Source organism: Photorhabdus heterorhabditis (genome assembly GCF_001280945.1).
GTDB lineage: Bacteria > Pseudomonadota > Gammaproteobacteria > Enterobacterales > Enterobacteriaceae > Photorhabdus > Photorhabdus heterorhabditis.
Window position 1 is genome coordinate 40,544 of record NZ_LJCS01000017.1, and the last position, 15,323, is coordinate 55,866.

A 15,323-nucleotide genomic window follows, 5' to 3' on the forward strand; every position below is an offset into this window, starting at 1 on the left:
ATTGACATATTTTTCTTGCTACCTAGAATGCAAATTCTTATTAATATTTTTCTTGGGGCACGATATATGAAAAAGATAATTCCTGTTGTTCTGGCTTCATTATTTGTTGTTGCAAGCCATTCTGCAGTGAGTCAGACGTCTGCTGTATTCACTCCAAATGCTGTTATAGCTCAGGCTGATGATAGGGTTACAGTTAAACATCTCTCTGGTGAAACTGAGGTTAAAAGAAATCCTCAGAAAGTCGTTTTATTTGATTTCGGTACTTACGATTCATTGGCTAAATTAGAATTGTCAGATCGGGTTGTTGCATTACCTATTGATAATACACCTGAATATCTCCGCAATAATTTGCCTAAAGGGGTAGAAAATGCAGGTGGTATAAAAGAGCCAAATTTGGAAAAATTGGCACAAATTAAACCGGATCTGATCGTTATCACTGCCCGCCAAGGCCCTTCTTATGAAAATCTGTCAAAAATAGCACCAACAATTAATCTGGGAACTGACAGCACAAACTACTTGGTTTCAGTTGAAAGTAACCTGAAGTTATTAGGTGAATTGTTTGGTAAACAGAGTGAAGTAAAAGAACAGATTGTTGATCTGGAAAAAATAATTGCTAAAGCTCAGGATAAAGCGAAGGCTTCTGGTGCTAAGGTTTTAGTATTGCTGCATAACGCAGGTAAATTAATTCTGAGTGACCAGAGCGTAGTCTATGACGTGGTTAAGGCACACAAAGCGGAATTACCCGCAACTGCTGATGAGGGTAAAACTAAACGCCGTGTAGTCACTTCTGACATGATTGCTCAGGCTAATCCGGATGTGATTTTAATTATTGACCGTAGTGAAGCAATTCATGCAGGTAAGCTGGACAAAGTACAGTTTGAAGATGATAAAGTAAAATCCACTTCAGCGTATAAGAATGGCAAAATTACTTATCTAAAATCTGATCTGTGGTACTTGTCTGGTGGTGGTTTGGAAAGCTTGACGGCACAAATCAATGCTGTTGAGAATGCTCTTTAATCAGGTGACTTTGATCATGTTGAATTTGTGGTAGTGATTGAAGTTCTACAATATAGGATTCAGATCTTCGTTGACAGTTATCGGTTATTATACTGGTAACTGTCAGGTATTATCAGGCTCTCTTTCTTTTAAGTATTTCATTTGGCTTTGTTTTATTTCAGTATTTGCTAAATAAAGGATTGAGTTAGTTTAAATAATAAATCTGTTATCGGAAGTTTTTCATATATAACCAAATTGAGTATTAAAATAAAGCAAATGTATTATTATGAGGCTTTATTTATCTTCTTATTTTCAGCAATGAAAATTAAAACTAAGGTTTTTGTGAAATTCTGGGTTATTCCACTTGGTGAAATATAAAATAATAACTAGGGGAAATGTCATAATTTTTATATTCAATAGGTGTCCAGTAATCATTATTAATTTTATATATTTAGTATTTAACCTATTTATATTTGTGATATAAAAATGATATTTATATTGAAAGGAACTTATAATAAACAATAAGTTCCTTGATAATTAAATGAAATTAAATATAAAGGTCTTATGAGCAAGTATTGACTGCGTTTGCAGAGTTAAGTGCCAATCTGGCTATAGCAGGACCAGCCAGTGCGATTTCTACAATAAATGCAGCTCCACCTGTAGCAAACCATATAGTTAATTGTGCTACTGCAGTTATTCCAGTAATCATCCAGTTGTACCAATGCATTGTCTCTTTTAAGCAATCAGTTATTCCAGAAATACCTAAAATATCCTCAACTGCGGAAATTAATGACCAAGTATGCTTTGATTTATCAGTAATAGAATCAGAGTTCTTAATGTTATGAACTATAGTAAATAAATCATGTATAGCATCATGACCTAATTTTTTCAATAATATCTGTGTGGCTGATTCTCTTTCGGATTCATGTATGCCCATGAATTTAAATGCAAGTTTAAAAGCATCTGCGACAACTGTACCAATTGCAAGAGTGCATGGAGATTCACCTGCGTACTCTATTAATTTTAATCCTACATCAGTATCAGTTGGAGATGAATTATTAAAATGCAATCTCTTGTAAGCATCATTTACAACCATGTCAAAGCTAATATTTTCCTTTTGATGATCGGAAAGTTGATCATAAAAATCTTGATAATACGGAGTTAGTTCTGTGGCGAGGTCTTCTTTGGACAAGGTATATAACATTTCTTTATTTTCAATATTCATTTTTTACTCCAAGAAAAGTGAAATTAAAATTTTTTAAATGTTCGTGCTTGTGAATAGAAATATAACCAAGCACAAATTAAATATAGTCGTATTTGAGATAATTTAAATTATATTATTGTGTCGCAATTCACATATATTAAAGATTTATTGTTATAATCTTGTGGTAAATATATTTTTTAATTTTATTTGATTGGAATTAATACGTTTATTGATGATCGTTATTAATTATTGTCCACATGGATAAATATATTTACAGGAAGAATTGTAAAATATTAATGTTATTGATTTAGGATGATTATTTTTTCAATATATTGGCATTTTATTGTTTATCATTGAATTGTAAATTATATATTATTTTATTTGTAATTACAGTTATAAAATATAATAACTTTCTATATGGATGTATCTGTTTTAACTAAATATTTAGGTCATTTTTCGGTTATTAGTTTGTCTAACTGCTGGGAATTAGCCTTTCGTAAGCAGTAATCTGATACTGAGCAATCACTCTTACCGTCTGGAAATCCCCACTGCAGCCCAATGGGGATAAATGTATTGTGAATAGACTCGAAACCCTTTCATACACGAGATGATTGTTGTGAGGCTGAATTCTTCGGGGATAATTTTGTGTTAAAGAAATAGCTCCAATAATGAATTCAGGAATAATTTACCTTTCTGCGTAATTTGCCAATGTGTTGTTGTTTCAGCAAGATAATCTGTGGCTAAGGCTTGATCTATTGGGTGGCGGATTGAAGATTCAGATAATCCAGTGAAATCACTGAAATCTTGTTTTGGCATTGCTTCTAGTAAACGGAATCGGTTCATAAAAAATTCAAATGGCCGATCTTCATTTTCTACCTGATGTTGTTTATCCAGATAGCGCCCCTGCATATATCCACGAGGATGCTTGGTCTTTACTGTACGCAGAATACGACCATCTTCAAATGTGATTTTTCCATGAGCACCGCAGCCAATACCAAGGTAATCCCCAAAGCGCCAGTAGTTGAGATTATGCTGGCATTGGTAACCTGGTTTGGCATAAGCAGAAGTTTCGTATTGTTGATAACCCGCTGCTGTCAGCAATTGGTGACCTTGTGAAAAAATATCCCACAACGCATCATCATCAGGCAGAACCGGAGGGCGGGAACCAAAGCTGGTATTTGGCTCAATAGTTAACTGATACCATGAAAGATGCGGAGGCGATAATGCGATTGCCTGACGTAAATCATCCAGTGCTTCATTGAGGCTTTGGCTTGGTAAACCATGCATCAAATCCAGATTAAAACTGCGTAACCCCAGACTGGCAGCTAAACGTGCTGCCCGTTTCGCTTCATCCGGTCCGTGAATGCGGCCAAGGCGTACCAGTTTATCTGGACTGAAACTTTGAACGCCAATGGATATTCGGTTAATACCTGCTTGCTGATAACCGCTGAAACGGTCGGCTTCCACCGTACCCGGATTGGCCTCCATAGTCATTTCAGCTTGCGGCGATACGGTCAAGAGAGTACGAACACCATCCAGTAATTGTTGCATCCCTTGTGAACTGAGTAGGCTGGGGGTTCCACCACCAATAAAGATAGTAGTAACTTCTCGCCCTTTGACCATCGGCAGATCTGCTTTCAGATCTGCCAATAAATGGTCAACATATTCTTGATGTGGAACATCACCTTTCAATGCATGAGAGTTGAAATCACAGTAAGGACATTTTTGTACACACCACGGAATATGGATATAAAGACTTAGTGGTGGAAGTTTAAGCATCACGCAGTGTATCCAACATCATTTTCAGTGCTTGCCCACGGTGTGAAACGGCATTTTTTTGTTCGCCAGTTAACTCAGCCGCAGTACAGCCTAGTTCCAGTACGTAGAAGATGGGATCATAACCAAAACCACCATTACCGGCAGGCTTGTGGGCAATGACACCCGGCCAACGACCATGAAATACCAGTGGAGTTGGATCTTCTGCGTGGCGGATGTAAACCAGCACACAGTTAAATTGGGCCTGACGTTGATCATCAGGAATGTCTTTCATCGTATCTAACAGTTTTTCCAGATTCTGCTGATCAGTGGCATTTTCACCTGCATAGCGGGCTGAATAGATGCCTGGAGCACCACTAAGGATATCTACGGATAAGCCGGAATCATCAGCAATAGCTGGCAGGCCGGTAACTTGTGCGGCGTGACGAGCCTTAAGAATGGCATTTTCAATAAATGTTAGCCCGGTTTCTTCGGCAGAATCTACGTTTAGCTCAGTTTGAGCGACAATATCCAGACCAAAATCAGCCAGTAATTGCGCCAGTTCACGAACTTTTCCGGGATTGCCGGTTGCCAGAACAACTTTTTGCATCATTTTGAACCTAATTTAAATTCTTATTTACTGTATTAGCCATGAGATAACATCAGCACGAAGGTAGTTCAGTGCGTAGAGAATCAAAATGACGATCATTGCAGAGAAATCGAGGCCGCCCATTGCCGGGATAATACGGCGAATAGGAGCCATTAGTGGTTCTGTCAGTTGCATGAGAACATAGTCAATCGGATTGCGCCCCTGGCTTATCCAGCTTAGTAAAGCACGTACCAGTATTAACCAAAATACCAGTTTACCGGCTGCTGTCAGCAATTCGATTAACCCGATAGGAAAGAAAAGTGTGTGGAAAACAACCTCACCGCTATTGAACAAAGGTTGCATGATGAATTTAAACAATACCAGCATGTAAGCGAAAACAATCGAGGCAGTATCGAGCGAGCCAATAGCGGGTATAACTCGGCGTAATGGACGAACGATAGGTTGAGTTATTTTCACAATAAATTGGGCAAATGGGTTATAAAAATCACAACGCGCCCATTGCATCCATACACGAAGTAATAAAACAGCGATGTATAAATCCAACACTGTGGATAGAATAAAGGTTAAAAATTGCATTTAGCAGCCCTGATAAGATTAAAATTGTTTTTCCATTTCCTGTGCCCGGCGAATAGCTGCCTGCATGGCATTGGATACGATTTCCGGCAATTTGCCTTCATAAAAAATATGTAATGCTTCCGCAGTAGTACCACCTTTAGATGTTACCTGTTCGCGCAGGGTTGCAAAAGGGAGATTTTCCTTTGATGCGGCCAGTGCCGCAGAACCCACAGCCGTTTGCAAAACGATTTCACGGGCTGTTTCACTGTCAAAACCTAAACGCTCTGCTTCCTGTTGCATTGACTCCATAAACAGGAAGAAATAAGCGGGCGCACTGCCTGCTATGGCGATAATGTCATTGATGCCGTTTTCATCCTTTACCCAGTAGGTTTTACCGACACTGTTCATCAATACTTCAGTAAAATCTCGGTCAGATTGGCGAACTTGTTCAGGTGCGAATAATCCACTCAATCCTTGCCCAACTAATGCAGGGGTGTTTGGCATAATACGGACAATATTGAGTTTGTCTTGTAATAAAACATTAAAACGTGCAACAGGAATTCCTGATGCGATAGATAGAACCAGCTTGTTACTGAAATTCACCTGATCTTTTAGAGGTTGGCAAACATCTGCCATCACTTGCGGTTTTATTGCCAGAACAATAACATCAGCTTCCTGTGCGTAGCGAATATTATCACTGCTGCTGTTGATGCCATATTCTTTTGCCAGTACATCACGGCGAGTATGACTTGGTGCACAGACATTAATCAGCTCAGCGGGATAACCTCCTTTTATTAATCCAGCAATGATGGCGTGAGCCATATTTCCTGCACCAATAAAGGTAATTTTACGTTTTTCCATTGGGTACCTCGTCGCATTGAAATGGTTAGTTGTGATACTGACGTGAACCGAAAATCGCCGTCCCGATTCGTACTAATGTGGAACCACAGTTGATAGCAGCAGCCATATCATCAGTCATCCCCATTGAAAGGGTATCTATTTGAGGATATTTAGTTTTCAGATTAAGGAAAGCTTGTTCCATTTGCCTGAAAACCACTAATTGTCTCTCATAGTTAGATTCTGGTGCGGGTATTGCCATTAAACCGCGTAGCTTCACATTGGGAAGTTTATTTACTTCGGCTGCCAGCATTGGTAATTCATCAAGTTGAATACCTGATTTGCTCTGTTCGTCACTGATATTTATTTGAATAAGAATATGCAGCGGTTTCATTCCTTCTGGGCGTTGTTCGTTCAGCCGTTGTGCTATTTTCAGGCGGTCAATGGTATGGCACCAGTCAAAGTTTTCTGCTACCAATCGGCTTTTATTAGACTGTAATGGGCCGATAAAGTGCCATATCAGATCATCATGATTTGCAAAATGAGCAATTTTTTCTACCCCTTCTTGCACGTAATTTTCACCAAACTGGCGCTGACCGGCAGTTATTGCTTTTTCGATATCTTCCACAGGCTTGGTTTTACTGACTGCAAGCAGGGTAATTTCTTCTGGAGCGCGTTCGCATTTCTGTGCAGCAATGGCTATGTGGGTCCTGACATCTTGTAAATTTTGTTCAATATTGTTCATGGTGACTCAGGAGATTAAAAAATGAATATGGATAAGTTAGTGGCCCTTAGTGTAAAGCATAATGCTTCAGATCTGCATCTTTGTGTTGGGCAAGTTCCTGTATTACGTATAGATGGTGTGCTTTATCCACAAACTCAACTGCCCTCTGTAAATAATGCATTGCTGGAAGAGTGGAGCCGGCAGTTTTTATCAGAAAATCAGCGACAACAGTTATTAACTGGTGGACATGTAGATTTTGCGCTGGAGACAGAAAATGGCCAACGATTGAGAGGAAATTTTTTCCGCCAGCAATCTGGGTTGTCAGTAGTTTTGCGTTTAATTACATCTCAGTGCCCCACTTTGGAACAATTAAAAGTGCCTGACATTATCGGTGAAATGATTTTGCGAGAAGAAAGTGGATTGATCTTGGTAGCAGGTGCTACAGGTAGCGGGAAATCTACAACATTAACTGCCATTGTGGATATGCTGAATAGTTACTGCTGTCAGCACATTATTACATTGGAAGATCCTGTGGAATTTGTCCACCGTAGTCGCAATTGCCTGATACAACAACGACAAATTGGTTTGGATTCGTCCAGCTATCAGGAAGCATTGAAAGGGGCTCTCCGACAAGATCCTGATGTACTGTTGTTAGGTGAGTTACGGGATAAAGAGACAATTCGCTTGGCGTTAACTGCGGCAGAAACGGGGCATTTAGTATTTTCAACTTTACATACCAGAGGGGCTATACAGACAATTGACCGGCTGGTGGATATTTTTTCAGCTGAAGAAAAAGGATGGGTATGTAGCCAATTGGCAGGGAGTTTGAAGGCGGTGATAGCACAGCAATTAGTCTCTGCGCGGGGAGGAGGGCGAATTGCCGTGTATGAGATATTGGTGGTTAATCAAGCGGTTAGTCATCTGATACGGGAAGGAAAAAATCACCAGATATTAACTCTTATGCAGACAGGTGCTGCCAGTGGGATGCAAACCTATGAGCAAGGCTGGCAGCAGCGTAAATTACAGGGATTACTAGCAGAACAGCAAGAAATGAGGGTTAAAGAAAATGCGATCAATGACTTTTGTTAGTAATTTTGCGCAAACCAACTTTCTAGAATAATGACAGCCGAAGCAGCATCTACTTTACCTTTATCTAAGGCTTTGTAACCACCACGGTCAAATAGATGAGCACGGGCTTCAACCGTGGTCAGGCGTTCATCTTGGAGTTCAACTTGTACACCAAACCGGCCATGCAGCCGGTTTGCAAATTTACGAGCCTGTATTGTTACAAATTGCTCAGTACCATCCATATTGAGAGGAAGGCCAACGATAACCAGATCGGGTTGCCATTCTTTAAGTAATTTTTCGATTTGCTGCCAGTTGGGGATACCATCTGTGGCTTTAAACGAGGTTAATGCTCTGGCAGTACCCGTAATTTCCTGTCCAATAGCTGCGCCGATACTACGGGTGCCAAAATCGAAAGCCATTATTGTACGGTTACTCATCTATGCATGTCCTGCTTGTAAGGCAATGTTATAGATATTGATGCCGAGTAAAGATGCCGCTTCCCGCCAGCGGTCCGCGATTGGTGAGTTGAAAATAATATGTGGATCAGCGTTTGCTGTTAGCCAGCTGTTCTCCATTATCTCTTTTTCGAGTTGACCCTTTTCCCAACTTGCATACCCCAGCGTGACCAATACCTGTTTTGGCTGACGAGGGGTACCCAGGGTTTCAAGTACATCTTTCGATGTGGTGATCATCGTGTCATCGGAGATTTTGATACTTGAGCTAAAACCTGGTTTTGGTGTGTGCAATATAAAACCATGATCTTCAGCAAGAGGGCCACCCGTCATGACGGGTTTATTTAGATTGATACTTTCATCTTGATCTTCTGGCGATATTTTCAGTTTTTGCAGAACTTTCCGAACAGAAACTTGCTCAATAGGTTTATTTATCACCAATCCCATTGCCCCATTTTCATTGTGTTCACAAATGTAAACAACTGAGCGTTTGAAGTAGGGATCAGATAATGAGGGCATGGCGATAAGAAAATGGTGCTGTAGATTCATTTTATTTCTAGTAATTAACCTGGATATGTAAGAGTTATTTAGCCCATAGTATGTGGGCTAAAAGCATAAATGACAAATCCTGACAAGCAAATTAACAAAAAGAGTTTTTTATTTCGCTAATCGTTTTTCAATAGCATTCATCAACATGCCAGTTATTGAAATGTCAGGGAAAGCAGCTTCTATCTCGCGTGCACAGGTTGGACTGGTGACATTAATTTCGGTTAGTTTGTCACCGATGATATCCAGTCCAACAAAAATTAACCCTTTTTCTTGTAAGACGGGAGCAACAGCTTTGGCTATAGCCCAGTCACTTTCTGAAAGTGGACGCGCTTCGCCACGACCACCCGCAGCAAGGTTACCACGAGTTTCACCTTGCGCTGGAATGCGTGCCAGACAATAAGGAACAGGTTCGCCATCGACAATTAATACCCGTTTATCGCCCTCTTTTATCGCAGGCAAGAAATTTTGTGCCATGCAAAAACGGCTGCCATGTTCTGTCAGAGTTTCAATAATAACACCGACGTTTGGATCATCTTTTTTCAGACGGAATATGGATGCACCGCCCATGCCATCCAGAGGTTTAAAGATGACATCACCATGTTTCTGATGGAATTCACGTAGGCGAATAGCGTTGCGGGTAACCAATGTATCTGGCGTTAAATCAGGGAACCAGGCTGTGAATAGTTTTTCGTTACAATCGCGCAGACTCTGGGGTTTATTGACGATAAGGGTACCTTTCCCTTCAGCACGCTCTAGAATATATGTGGTGTAAATGTATTCAGTATCGAATGGAGGATCTTTGCGCATCAGGATAACATCTAGTGTTTCTAATGCCAGATCTTGTTCTTTATTCAGTTGATACCATTGTTGTGGATTGTTTTCTACCTGCAATAGGCGGGTTCGTGCGCGAGCTTCCCCTTGATGTAAGTAGAGATCGCTCATCTCCATATAATGGAGTTCCCAGCCGCGACGTTGTGCTTCCAATAGCATAGCAAAACTGGTGTCTTTCTTGATGTTGATGGATGAAATTGGGTCCATCACTATTCCGAGTTTGATCATTCTTTCTCCTTAACCTAAATCGCCGAAACGCACTTGTAATGCAGTAATTGCGGTGAGCGCTGTGGTTTCTGTTCTCAGGACTCGTGGTCCTAGCAGGATATCAGTAAATTGGTAGTTAGCCGTCATAGCAATTTCATCTATTGATAAACCCCCTTCTGGGCCAATCAATAAACGTACTTTTTCCACAGGTAAAGGCAGGGTATTGATACTTTGGCTGGCTCGTGGATGTAAATTCAATTTTAAGCTGCCGTCATTTTCGGCGCACCATTGTTCAAGTTGCATCACTGGGCGAATTTCAGGAATACGGTTACGACAGCATTGTTCACAGGCGGCAATCGCAATTTTCTGCCACTGTTGGAGCTTTTTAGCCAGCCGGTCTCCATCCAGCTTTACGCCGCAGCGTTCAGATATTAGCGGTGTGATGGTATTTACCCCTAACTCTACAGATTTTTGGATGGTGAATTCCATTTTCTCACCGCGGGAGATGACTTGCCCTAGATGTAGATTAAGTGGTGATTCATTATCGGCAAGTGTGCTATTACTGATATGTACTTTGACCGATTTTTTGCTGGCTTCTGTAATTTCAGCATTGAAGATTTGATTACTGCCATCAAATAGTTGTAACTGTTGACCATGACTCATTCTGAGTACCCGCCCGACATGGTTAGCTGCCTCATCACTTAGATAAGTTTCAGTGTTAGATGAGAGTAATTCTGGATGATAAATGCGGGGTATACGCATGTTTTTCTTTCCTTCCTGCGGGGGTATACCCGTTATCTTTCAAGTTGCCTCTTGGTTGGCTGCACTCACTCACCCCGGTCACATCGTTTTCTATGACATAGTTATCTATGACATAGTTCTCTATGCTCCCGGGGATTCGCTCCCTTGCCGTCGCGATCCATCTTGAAATCCATTGGGTATATACATATGGCAATAAATAATGGTGACTATGATAAAGGAGGCTTAATCCAACTATCAAGTTATCTCTGACATCTCTTTTTATCTCTGGATAGATATTGCGAGTCTGCTCGCATATTTATATTTAATTTGACTGTTTTATATTTTTTTGTTGTTTTAAAGTGACGATGTTTATTATTATCTTTTTATGCTAAAGACATAATGAATATTTGTTTTGTTATTTAATCGAAATTTTAATTGTATAATAAAGTTAGAGGTGTTTTATTAAGTGGATTTTAACATTAATGTCTTTATTCTGGCCGTTTTTATTGGAATAGTGGCAGGAATAACTTTGAATAAAATGGTGTCACTATTCCCTAAAGTTATTTATGGGTATGAAAAGATAGTTTTTAGTTATTTCCAGGTTGAATTAGTGACGCTGTTTATAACGGCTTTTTTTATGATTTATTTTCCATTGAATTTCCATTTGTATGTTGTTTTAATATTTGTTTGGATGCTAATTATACTTTCTTTTATTGATATAAAAATTAAGTTATTGCCAGATGTAATAAATTATCCACTTTTATGGTTAGGATTATTATTGAATTTGAATCAAACTTTTGTGCCTATTGAACAAGCTGTGACAGGTGCGATTGCGGGTTATTTGATTTTATGGTCGATCTATTGGTTATTCAGAATAATTTGTGATAAAGAAGGATTAGGATATGGGGATTTTAAGTTAATGGCGGCGGTTAGTGCTTGGTTGGGGATTGGTGCAATTCCTTTATTAATGCTCTTATCCTCATTATTTGGTGTGATTGGGTGCTTGTGGATGTGGAGAATACGAGAAAATTACCAAGAGTCTATTGCTTTTGGCCCATATATAGCTCTTTCTGCGATCATCATGATCCACATGAATTTAAAGGGAATTGATGGGGTATCGTGGATGGCGCCCGATAGCTGAAAATGTATGGGCGCCAGTAGTTAAAATTGTGGTATCAAAACTGATAGTGAATCAATGCATCTTGCCAACGTTTGGGTTGTCCCAGGTATTTATCAAGAGAAATAATAGATAGCTCGTTTCTGTTATTTTCTAAAATAAACGTCGGGAAGCCAGAGCCGCCAAATTTTGCCAATAGTTCACGGCTTTTCCTAATGTGTTGGAGACTTTCTGATTCATTATTCAGTGTCAGCTCCTGCTGGAACAATTCTGAATTAAGCTGTAATTCATTTGCTAAATTCAATAATGTTTCAGTTTCACTGATTTTTAATCCACGAACATAATGCGCTTTTTGTACTGCCAGTAACATTTCGACACCTTTACCAGCCAGTTTTTCTGCTGCAAGAATGGCTGATATTGGTGGTAATGAATCCATAATCAGTGATTTATCGTTTAGCAGTGTGACATATTGCTCACTGAAAACTTGCCCGGTAAGGCTTGCAATTCGTTTATCCTGACTAAGGACATAATCACGCCATGCGCTGTCTGTTTGACGTCTGTTATCACCTGTCAGCATTCCGCCGCCATGTAATTCAATTTTCACATTTGCGACCTCTTTTGCTGCTTGTATCAGAGGGGAAACGCCATAACACCAGCCACACAGTGGATCATAGATATAATGCAGAGTCATTCCGGGCATATTACTTATTCCTGAAAAAGAGTTAATCGATTTATTGAGGCCACTTCATTTCGCCTTTCAACACCTTAGCACTTAATTCGAGACTGGATTTGTCTCCAAGTTTTGGATAGCACTTTTCCATTGCTGCTATCAGCGTTTTTGCATCTTTTGCTTTTGATAACTCTTTTTCAAAAGTAGTCAGGTATCTTTGCGTAAACTTGACTGATTCCAATGTCATTGGTGTGTTACCAATGAAATGTCCCGGAACCACAATTGTTGGTTTCAGTGCTTGTATACGATCTAATGTTTGCATCCAGTTTTTACGCGACTCTTTAGTCTGTGTATCTGCCATCCAGACATGAATGTTGCCTGAAACGGTGACGCCACCGACTACCGCTTTCAGTTTTGGAATCCAAACGAAAGTACGGTCAGCTGCAGGGCCATTAAGACCTTCGACGATTAACTTCTCACCGTCAACTGTAAAAGTGTTACCTTCCAACGGTTGCGGCACGATAACTTTTTTTGGGGCCTGTTCTTTCAGAACACCTCCCCAATAAGCTAGTTTGCCATCTTTGGTATTTTTGATTTCTTTAATGGTTTCTGGTGATGCAATGACTTTTGCGTTAGGGAACGCTTTGGTCAGTGTATCAAGGCCAAAATAGAAATCAGGATCGGACTGACTGATATAGATAGTTGTCAGTTTTTTGCCGGTATATTTAATTCTTCTGGCCAGTGCTTCAGCGTCATTTTTTTGGAACTGAGCATCGATCAGTACAACTTCTCTATCACCGATGATGAGCTCAGAAGAGACGGGAAATATGCTTCTTTCACCTGGATTGAAAACATCCAGTTTTAGGTTAACGGCTTGTGCCAGAGAGATGGTACCCATAGAAAGGATACCAGCCAGCGCAATATTTAGTATTGTTTTGCGAGTCATGATTGAATTCCTGATGTTGTGTGTAACAAGGTTCATAATAAGTTGCGTTTTTCGATGGAAAAACCGCATAATTGGCAATTATTTGTTGCATAAATCGAGCTAATTGATGGATAGAGTCACTGCTGCGCAGGTGTTCACTATAATTGTAGAACAAGGTAGCATGATTGCTGCATCGGAACGGTTAGATATGTCGCGGGCAATGGTATCCCGTTATCTGGCTGAAATGGAAAAATGGGCGGGAGTACGTCTGTTACATCGTACAACTAGAAAGATCAGCCTGACATCAGCAGGAGAGATTGCCTATCAGCGCAGTCGCAAGTTATTGCAACTGGCAGAGGAGATACCTGTTCATCAACCAGTCGAAGCGCAGGAGCTGAGTGGCCTTTTGCGGATAAGCAGCTCTCAGTCTTTGGCAATGAGTGCATTGTCTGTCGCTATCCCTGAGTTTATGCAAATTTATCCTCAGATAGCCATTGATATGCAGATTAGTAATAAGGCAATAAATTTGGTTGAAGAGCGGATAGATTTGGCATTACGGATCACTAATAATTTAGAACCGAATTTGATCGCTAGACCGCTATCGACTTGTCATTCAGTTGTTTGTGCTGCCCCTTCCTATCTGACGGGTAAAATGATCCCTCAAAAACCCGCTGATTTGGCCTTGCATAATTGTATGACTTATAACTTCTTTGGCAAAAGCCTTTGGTTATTTGAACGCCTGGGGGAGAAATATTCTGTTCCCGTCAGTGGTACTTTAAGTGCTAATGAATCCATTGTATTAATGGAAGCCACATTGCAAGGCGCTGGAATTGCTATGCAACCCTATTATTCCGTTGCTTCTCATTTGGCATCTGGAAAATTGATTCAGTTGTTGCCGGAATATCAACCTCAGGCTATGGGGATTTATGGCATTTATGCCAGCCGTCAAAATATGCCAGTAACGCTTAGGGCATTACTGGATTTTTTAGTGAAATGGTTTGTTTCTTCTCCATACTGGCAAAACTTAATGTTGAAAAGCTGACTCCAGTTTCTGAGGAAATAGTACGATCTGAGCTTTCAGATATTCAATAAAGGCATCGACTGGCGCAGAAGAAGGGCGATGAATGGGCTTTATCAGACTGACAGTAAAAGGAATGTTAATACTGAATGGGCGGGCGCATATTTCAGATTGGCCGTGGCAGCCCATATAATCAAGTACAGTCAGTGGATTAACAATAGAAACACCGATACCTTCCCGTACCATGGCGCATACTGACGCAGCACTGTGAGTTTCCATAATCATTCTGCGGTTAATATGATGCTCTGCAAATATCCCATCAATGAGCTGGCGGTAGCTGTCTGTTATCGATAGGCTAATAAAATTTTGTTCTCTGAAATCTTCGGGTGTTAGTAATGATTTATGACTGAGTGGATGAGTTGCGGGCAGTACGCAAATCTCATTCATCGTGATTAAGGTTTCTCTTTGAGTACCTGGTGGTGTTTGCAAATGTTCAGTCAAACCGAGGTCATAGCGTTGAGCTGACAGCCATTCTTCTAGCAGAGGGGATTCTTGTGGAATGATTGTCAAATTAGTATCAGGATATTGGCGAACGAAATTGTGGCAAACTTTCGGTAACAATGATTGAGAGAATACCGGCAAGCAGGCAATAGAAAGCTGGGCATGCTGAAATTTGCGGATACTTTCAGCTGCATTCATTATTCTTTCAAGCCCATAATAAGAGCGCTGAACTTCTTCAAAAAGGCGTAATCCTTGTGCTGTCGGATGCAAGCGGCCTTTTACCCGATCAAACAGTTTGAATTTTATCAAATGCTCGAATCGTGCTAATTCACGACTGACCGTCGGCTGTGATGTTTGTAATAAAACAGCGGCTTCCGTCAGGTTTTTTGCCGTCATTACTGCATGGAAGATTTCAATATGGCGCCATGAACAAGAGGACATAGATGATCCCTTCAGATGATAATCCGATATCACAGATGAATAGACTATAGCTAAACAGATATTTTTATTCCTGTTTTTTTACTGACAATAATAGGTGATCTACTGATTTTGTGAGAGAAACC

Annotated in this window: 17 protein-coding genes; 4 read left to right on the forward strand and 13 right to left on the reverse strand. The window is 40.2% G+C overall.

The window, feature by feature from the left end; all coding sequences use genetic code 11:
- Positions 1-66 precede the first annotated feature (66 nt).
- Positions 67-1,017: a siderophore ABC transporter substrate-binding protein gene (locus AM629_RS08345; RefSeq protein WP_054477938.1), complete on the forward strand. Its 951-nt coding sequence runs from the start codon at positions 67-69 to the stop codon at positions 1,015-1,017.
- 541 nt (positions 1,018-1,558) lie between these two features.
- Here AM629_RS08345 and AM629_RS08350 read toward each other — a convergent pair.
- From AM629_RS08350 to AM629_RS08375, 6 genes are all read right to left on the reverse strand, one after another.
- Positions 1,559-2,221 (reverse strand): hypothetical protein, encoded by a 663-nt coding sequence (locus AM629_RS08350; RefSeq protein WP_054477940.1) that lies wholly within the window; start codon positions 2,219-2,221, stop codon positions 1,559-1,561.
- A gap of 627 nt (positions 2,222-2,848) precedes the next feature.
- Positions 2,849-3,979 carry a radical SAM family heme chaperone HemW gene (gene hemW, locus AM629_RS08355; protein WP_054477942.1) on the reverse strand — a complete coding sequence of 377 codons (1,131 nt, stop codon included), beginning with the start codon at positions 3,977-3,979 and terminating at the stop codon, positions 2,849-2,851.
- Positions 3,972-4,565 carry an XTP/dITP diphosphatase gene (locus AM629_RS08360; protein ID WP_054477944.1) on the reverse strand — a complete coding sequence of 198 codons (594 nt, stop codon included), beginning with the start codon at positions 4,563-4,565 and terminating at the stop codon, positions 3,972-3,974. Before AM629_RS08360 ends, hemW begins: the two co-directional genes overlap by 8 nt.
- 27 nt (positions 4,566-4,592) lie before the next feature.
- Positions 4,593-5,141, reverse strand: coding sequence for a YggT family protein (locus AM629_RS08365; protein WP_054477946.1), 549 nt, complete (start codon positions 5,139-5,141; stop codon positions 4,593-4,595).
- 18 nt (positions 5,142-5,159) lie between these two features.
- Positions 5,160-5,981 (reverse strand): pyrroline-5-carboxylate reductase, encoded by an 822-nt coding sequence (gene proC, locus AM629_RS08370; RefSeq protein WP_054477947.1) that lies wholly within the window; start codon positions 5,979-5,981, stop codon positions 5,160-5,162.
- 25 nt (positions 5,982-6,006) lie between these two features.
- Complete coding sequence (locus AM629_RS08375) at positions 6,007-6,702, reverse strand: YggS family pyridoxal phosphate-dependent enzyme (RefSeq protein ID WP_054477949.1); 696 nt, start codon at positions 6,700-6,702, stop codon at positions 6,007-6,009.
- 21 nt (positions 6,703-6,723) lie between these two features.
- On the opposite strand from AM629_RS08375, the gene AM629_RS08380 reads away from it, so the two are divergent.
- Complete coding sequence (locus tag AM629_RS08380; RefSeq protein ID WP_054477951.1) at positions 6,724-7,770, forward strand: type IV pilus twitching motility protein PilT; 1,047 nt, start codon at positions 6,724-6,726, stop codon at positions 7,768-7,770.
- Here AM629_RS08380 and ruvX read toward each other — a convergent pair.
- The 4 genes from ruvX to rsmE form a co-directional block, all read right to left on the reverse strand.
- Complete coding sequence (ruvX, locus tag AM629_RS08385; protein ID WP_054477952.1) at positions 7,767-8,186, reverse strand: Holliday junction resolvase RuvX; 420 nt, start codon at positions 8,184-8,186, stop codon at positions 7,767-7,769. The genes AM629_RS08380 and ruvX overlap by 4 nt on opposite strands.
- Entirely contained in the window at positions 8,187-8,750 is a 564-nt protein-coding gene (locus AM629_RS08390) for a YqgE/AlgH family protein (RefSeq protein ID WP_054477954.1), read from the reverse strand.
- 108 nt (positions 8,751-8,858) lie between these two features.
- A complete protein-coding gene (gshB, locus tag AM629_RS08395) occupies positions 8,859-9,809 on the reverse strand; it encodes a glutathione synthase (RefSeq protein ID WP_054477956.1) in 951 nt (316 codons plus the stop codon).
- 9 nt (positions 9,810-9,818) lie between these two features.
- The gene (gene rsmE, locus AM629_RS08400) at positions 9,819-10,550 is read right to left on the reverse strand and encodes a 16S rRNA (uracil(1498)-N(3))-methyltransferase (protein ID WP_054477958.1); all 732 of its coding nucleotides are present in this window, start codon (positions 10,548-10,550) and stop codon (positions 9,819-9,821) included.
- A 445-nt stretch (positions 10,551-10,995) separates the two neighbouring features.
- On the opposite strand from rsmE, the gene AM629_RS08405 reads away from it, so the two are divergent.
- Positions 10,996-11,670, forward strand: a complete 675-nt coding sequence (locus AM629_RS08405; protein ID WP_054477960.1) for a prepilin peptidase — start codon at positions 10,996-10,998, stop codon at positions 11,668-11,670.
- A gap of 34 nt (positions 11,671-11,704) precedes the next feature.
- Here the strand turns inward: AM629_RS08405 and AM629_RS08410 are convergent, their stop codons facing one another.
- Complete coding sequence (locus AM629_RS08410; protein ID WP_054477962.1) at positions 11,705-12,346, reverse strand: DsbA family protein; 642 nt, start codon at positions 12,344-12,346, stop codon at positions 11,705-11,707.
- Between the two features lie 31 nt (positions 12,347-12,377).
- Positions 12,378-13,262: an MBL fold metallo-hydrolase gene (locus AM629_RS08415; RefSeq protein ID WP_054477963.1), complete on the reverse strand. Its 885-nt coding sequence runs from the start codon at positions 13,260-13,262 to the stop codon at positions 12,378-12,380.
- Between the two features lie 106 nt (positions 13,263-13,368).
- Between AM629_RS08415 and AM629_RS08420 the strand changes: the two genes are divergently transcribed.
- Positions 13,369-14,283: a LysR family transcriptional regulator gene (locus tag AM629_RS08420; RefSeq protein WP_054477966.1), complete on the forward strand. Its 915-nt coding sequence runs from the start codon at positions 13,369-13,371 to the stop codon at positions 14,281-14,283.
- On the opposite strand, the gene AM629_RS08425 is transcribed toward AM629_RS08420, so the two are convergent.
- Complete coding sequence (locus tag AM629_RS08425; protein ID WP_054477968.1) at positions 14,266-15,201, reverse strand: LysR family transcriptional regulator; 936 nt, start codon at positions 15,199-15,201, stop codon at positions 14,266-14,268. The genes AM629_RS08420 and AM629_RS08425 overlap by 18 nt on opposite strands.
- Positions 15,202-15,323: the final 122 nt, after the last annotated feature.

What these genes read in the sequence shown, in the direction of transcription:
- AM629_RS08345 (WP_054477938.1), top strand. Translation starts at nt 67, where the DNA reads ATGAAAAAGATAATTCCTGTTGTTCTGGCTTCATTATTTGTTGTTGCA.
- AM629_RS08350 (WP_054477940.1), bottom strand. Translation starts at nt 2,221, where the DNA reads ATGAATATTGAAAATAAAGAAATGTTATATACCTTGTCCAAAGAAGAC.
- hemW (WP_054477942.1), bottom strand. Translation starts at nt 3,979, where the DNA reads ATGCTTAAACTTCCACCACTAAGTCTTTATATCCATATTCCGTGGTGT.
- AM629_RS08360 (WP_054477944.1), bottom strand. Translation starts at nt 4,565, where the DNA reads ATGCAAAAAGTTGTTCTGGCAACCGGCAATCCCGGAAAAGTTCGTGAA.
- AM629_RS08365 (WP_054477946.1), bottom strand. Translation starts at nt 5,141, where the DNA reads ATGCAATTTTTAACCTTTATTCTATCCACAGTGTTGGATTTATACATC.
- proC (WP_054477947.1), bottom strand. Translation starts at nt 5,981, where the DNA reads ATGGAAAAACGTAAAATTACCTTTATTGGTGCAGGAAATATGGCTCAC.
- AM629_RS08375 (WP_054477949.1), bottom strand. Translation starts at nt 6,702, where the DNA reads ATGAACAATATTGAACAAAATTTACAAGATGTCAGGACCCACATAGCC.
- AM629_RS08380 (WP_054477951.1), top strand. Translation starts at nt 6,724, where the DNA reads ATGAATATGGATAAGTTAGTGGCCCTTAGTGTAAAGCATAATGCTTCA.
- ruvX (WP_054477952.1), bottom strand. Translation starts at nt 8,186, where the DNA reads ATGAGTAACCGTACAATAATGGCTTTCGATTTTGGCACCCGTAGTATC.
- AM629_RS08390 (WP_054477954.1), bottom strand. Translation starts at nt 8,750, where the DNA reads ATGAATCTACAGCACCATTTTCTTATCGCCATGCCCTCATTATCTGAT.
- gshB (WP_054477956.1), bottom strand. Translation starts at nt 9,809, where the DNA reads ATGATCAAACTCGGAATAGTGATGGACCCAATTTCATCCATCAACATC.
- rsmE (WP_054477958.1), bottom strand. Translation starts at nt 10,550, where the DNA reads ATGCGTATACCCCGCATTTATCATCCAGAATTACTCTCATCTAACACT.
- AM629_RS08410 (WP_054477962.1), bottom strand. Translation starts at nt 12,346, where the DNA reads ATGCCCGGAATGACTCTGCATTATATCTATGATCCACTGTGTGGCTGG.
- AM629_RS08415 (WP_054477963.1), bottom strand. Translation starts at nt 13,262, where the DNA reads ATGACTCGCAAAACAATACTAAATATTGCGCTGGCTGGTATCCTTTCT.
- AM629_RS08420 (WP_054477966.1), top strand. Translation starts at nt 13,369, where the DNA reads ATGGATAGAGTCACTGCTGCGCAGGTGTTCACTATAATTGTAGAACAA.
- AM629_RS08425 (WP_054477968.1), bottom strand. Translation starts at nt 15,201, where the DNA reads ATGTCCTCTTGTTCATGGCGCCATATTGAAATCTTCCATGCAGTAATG.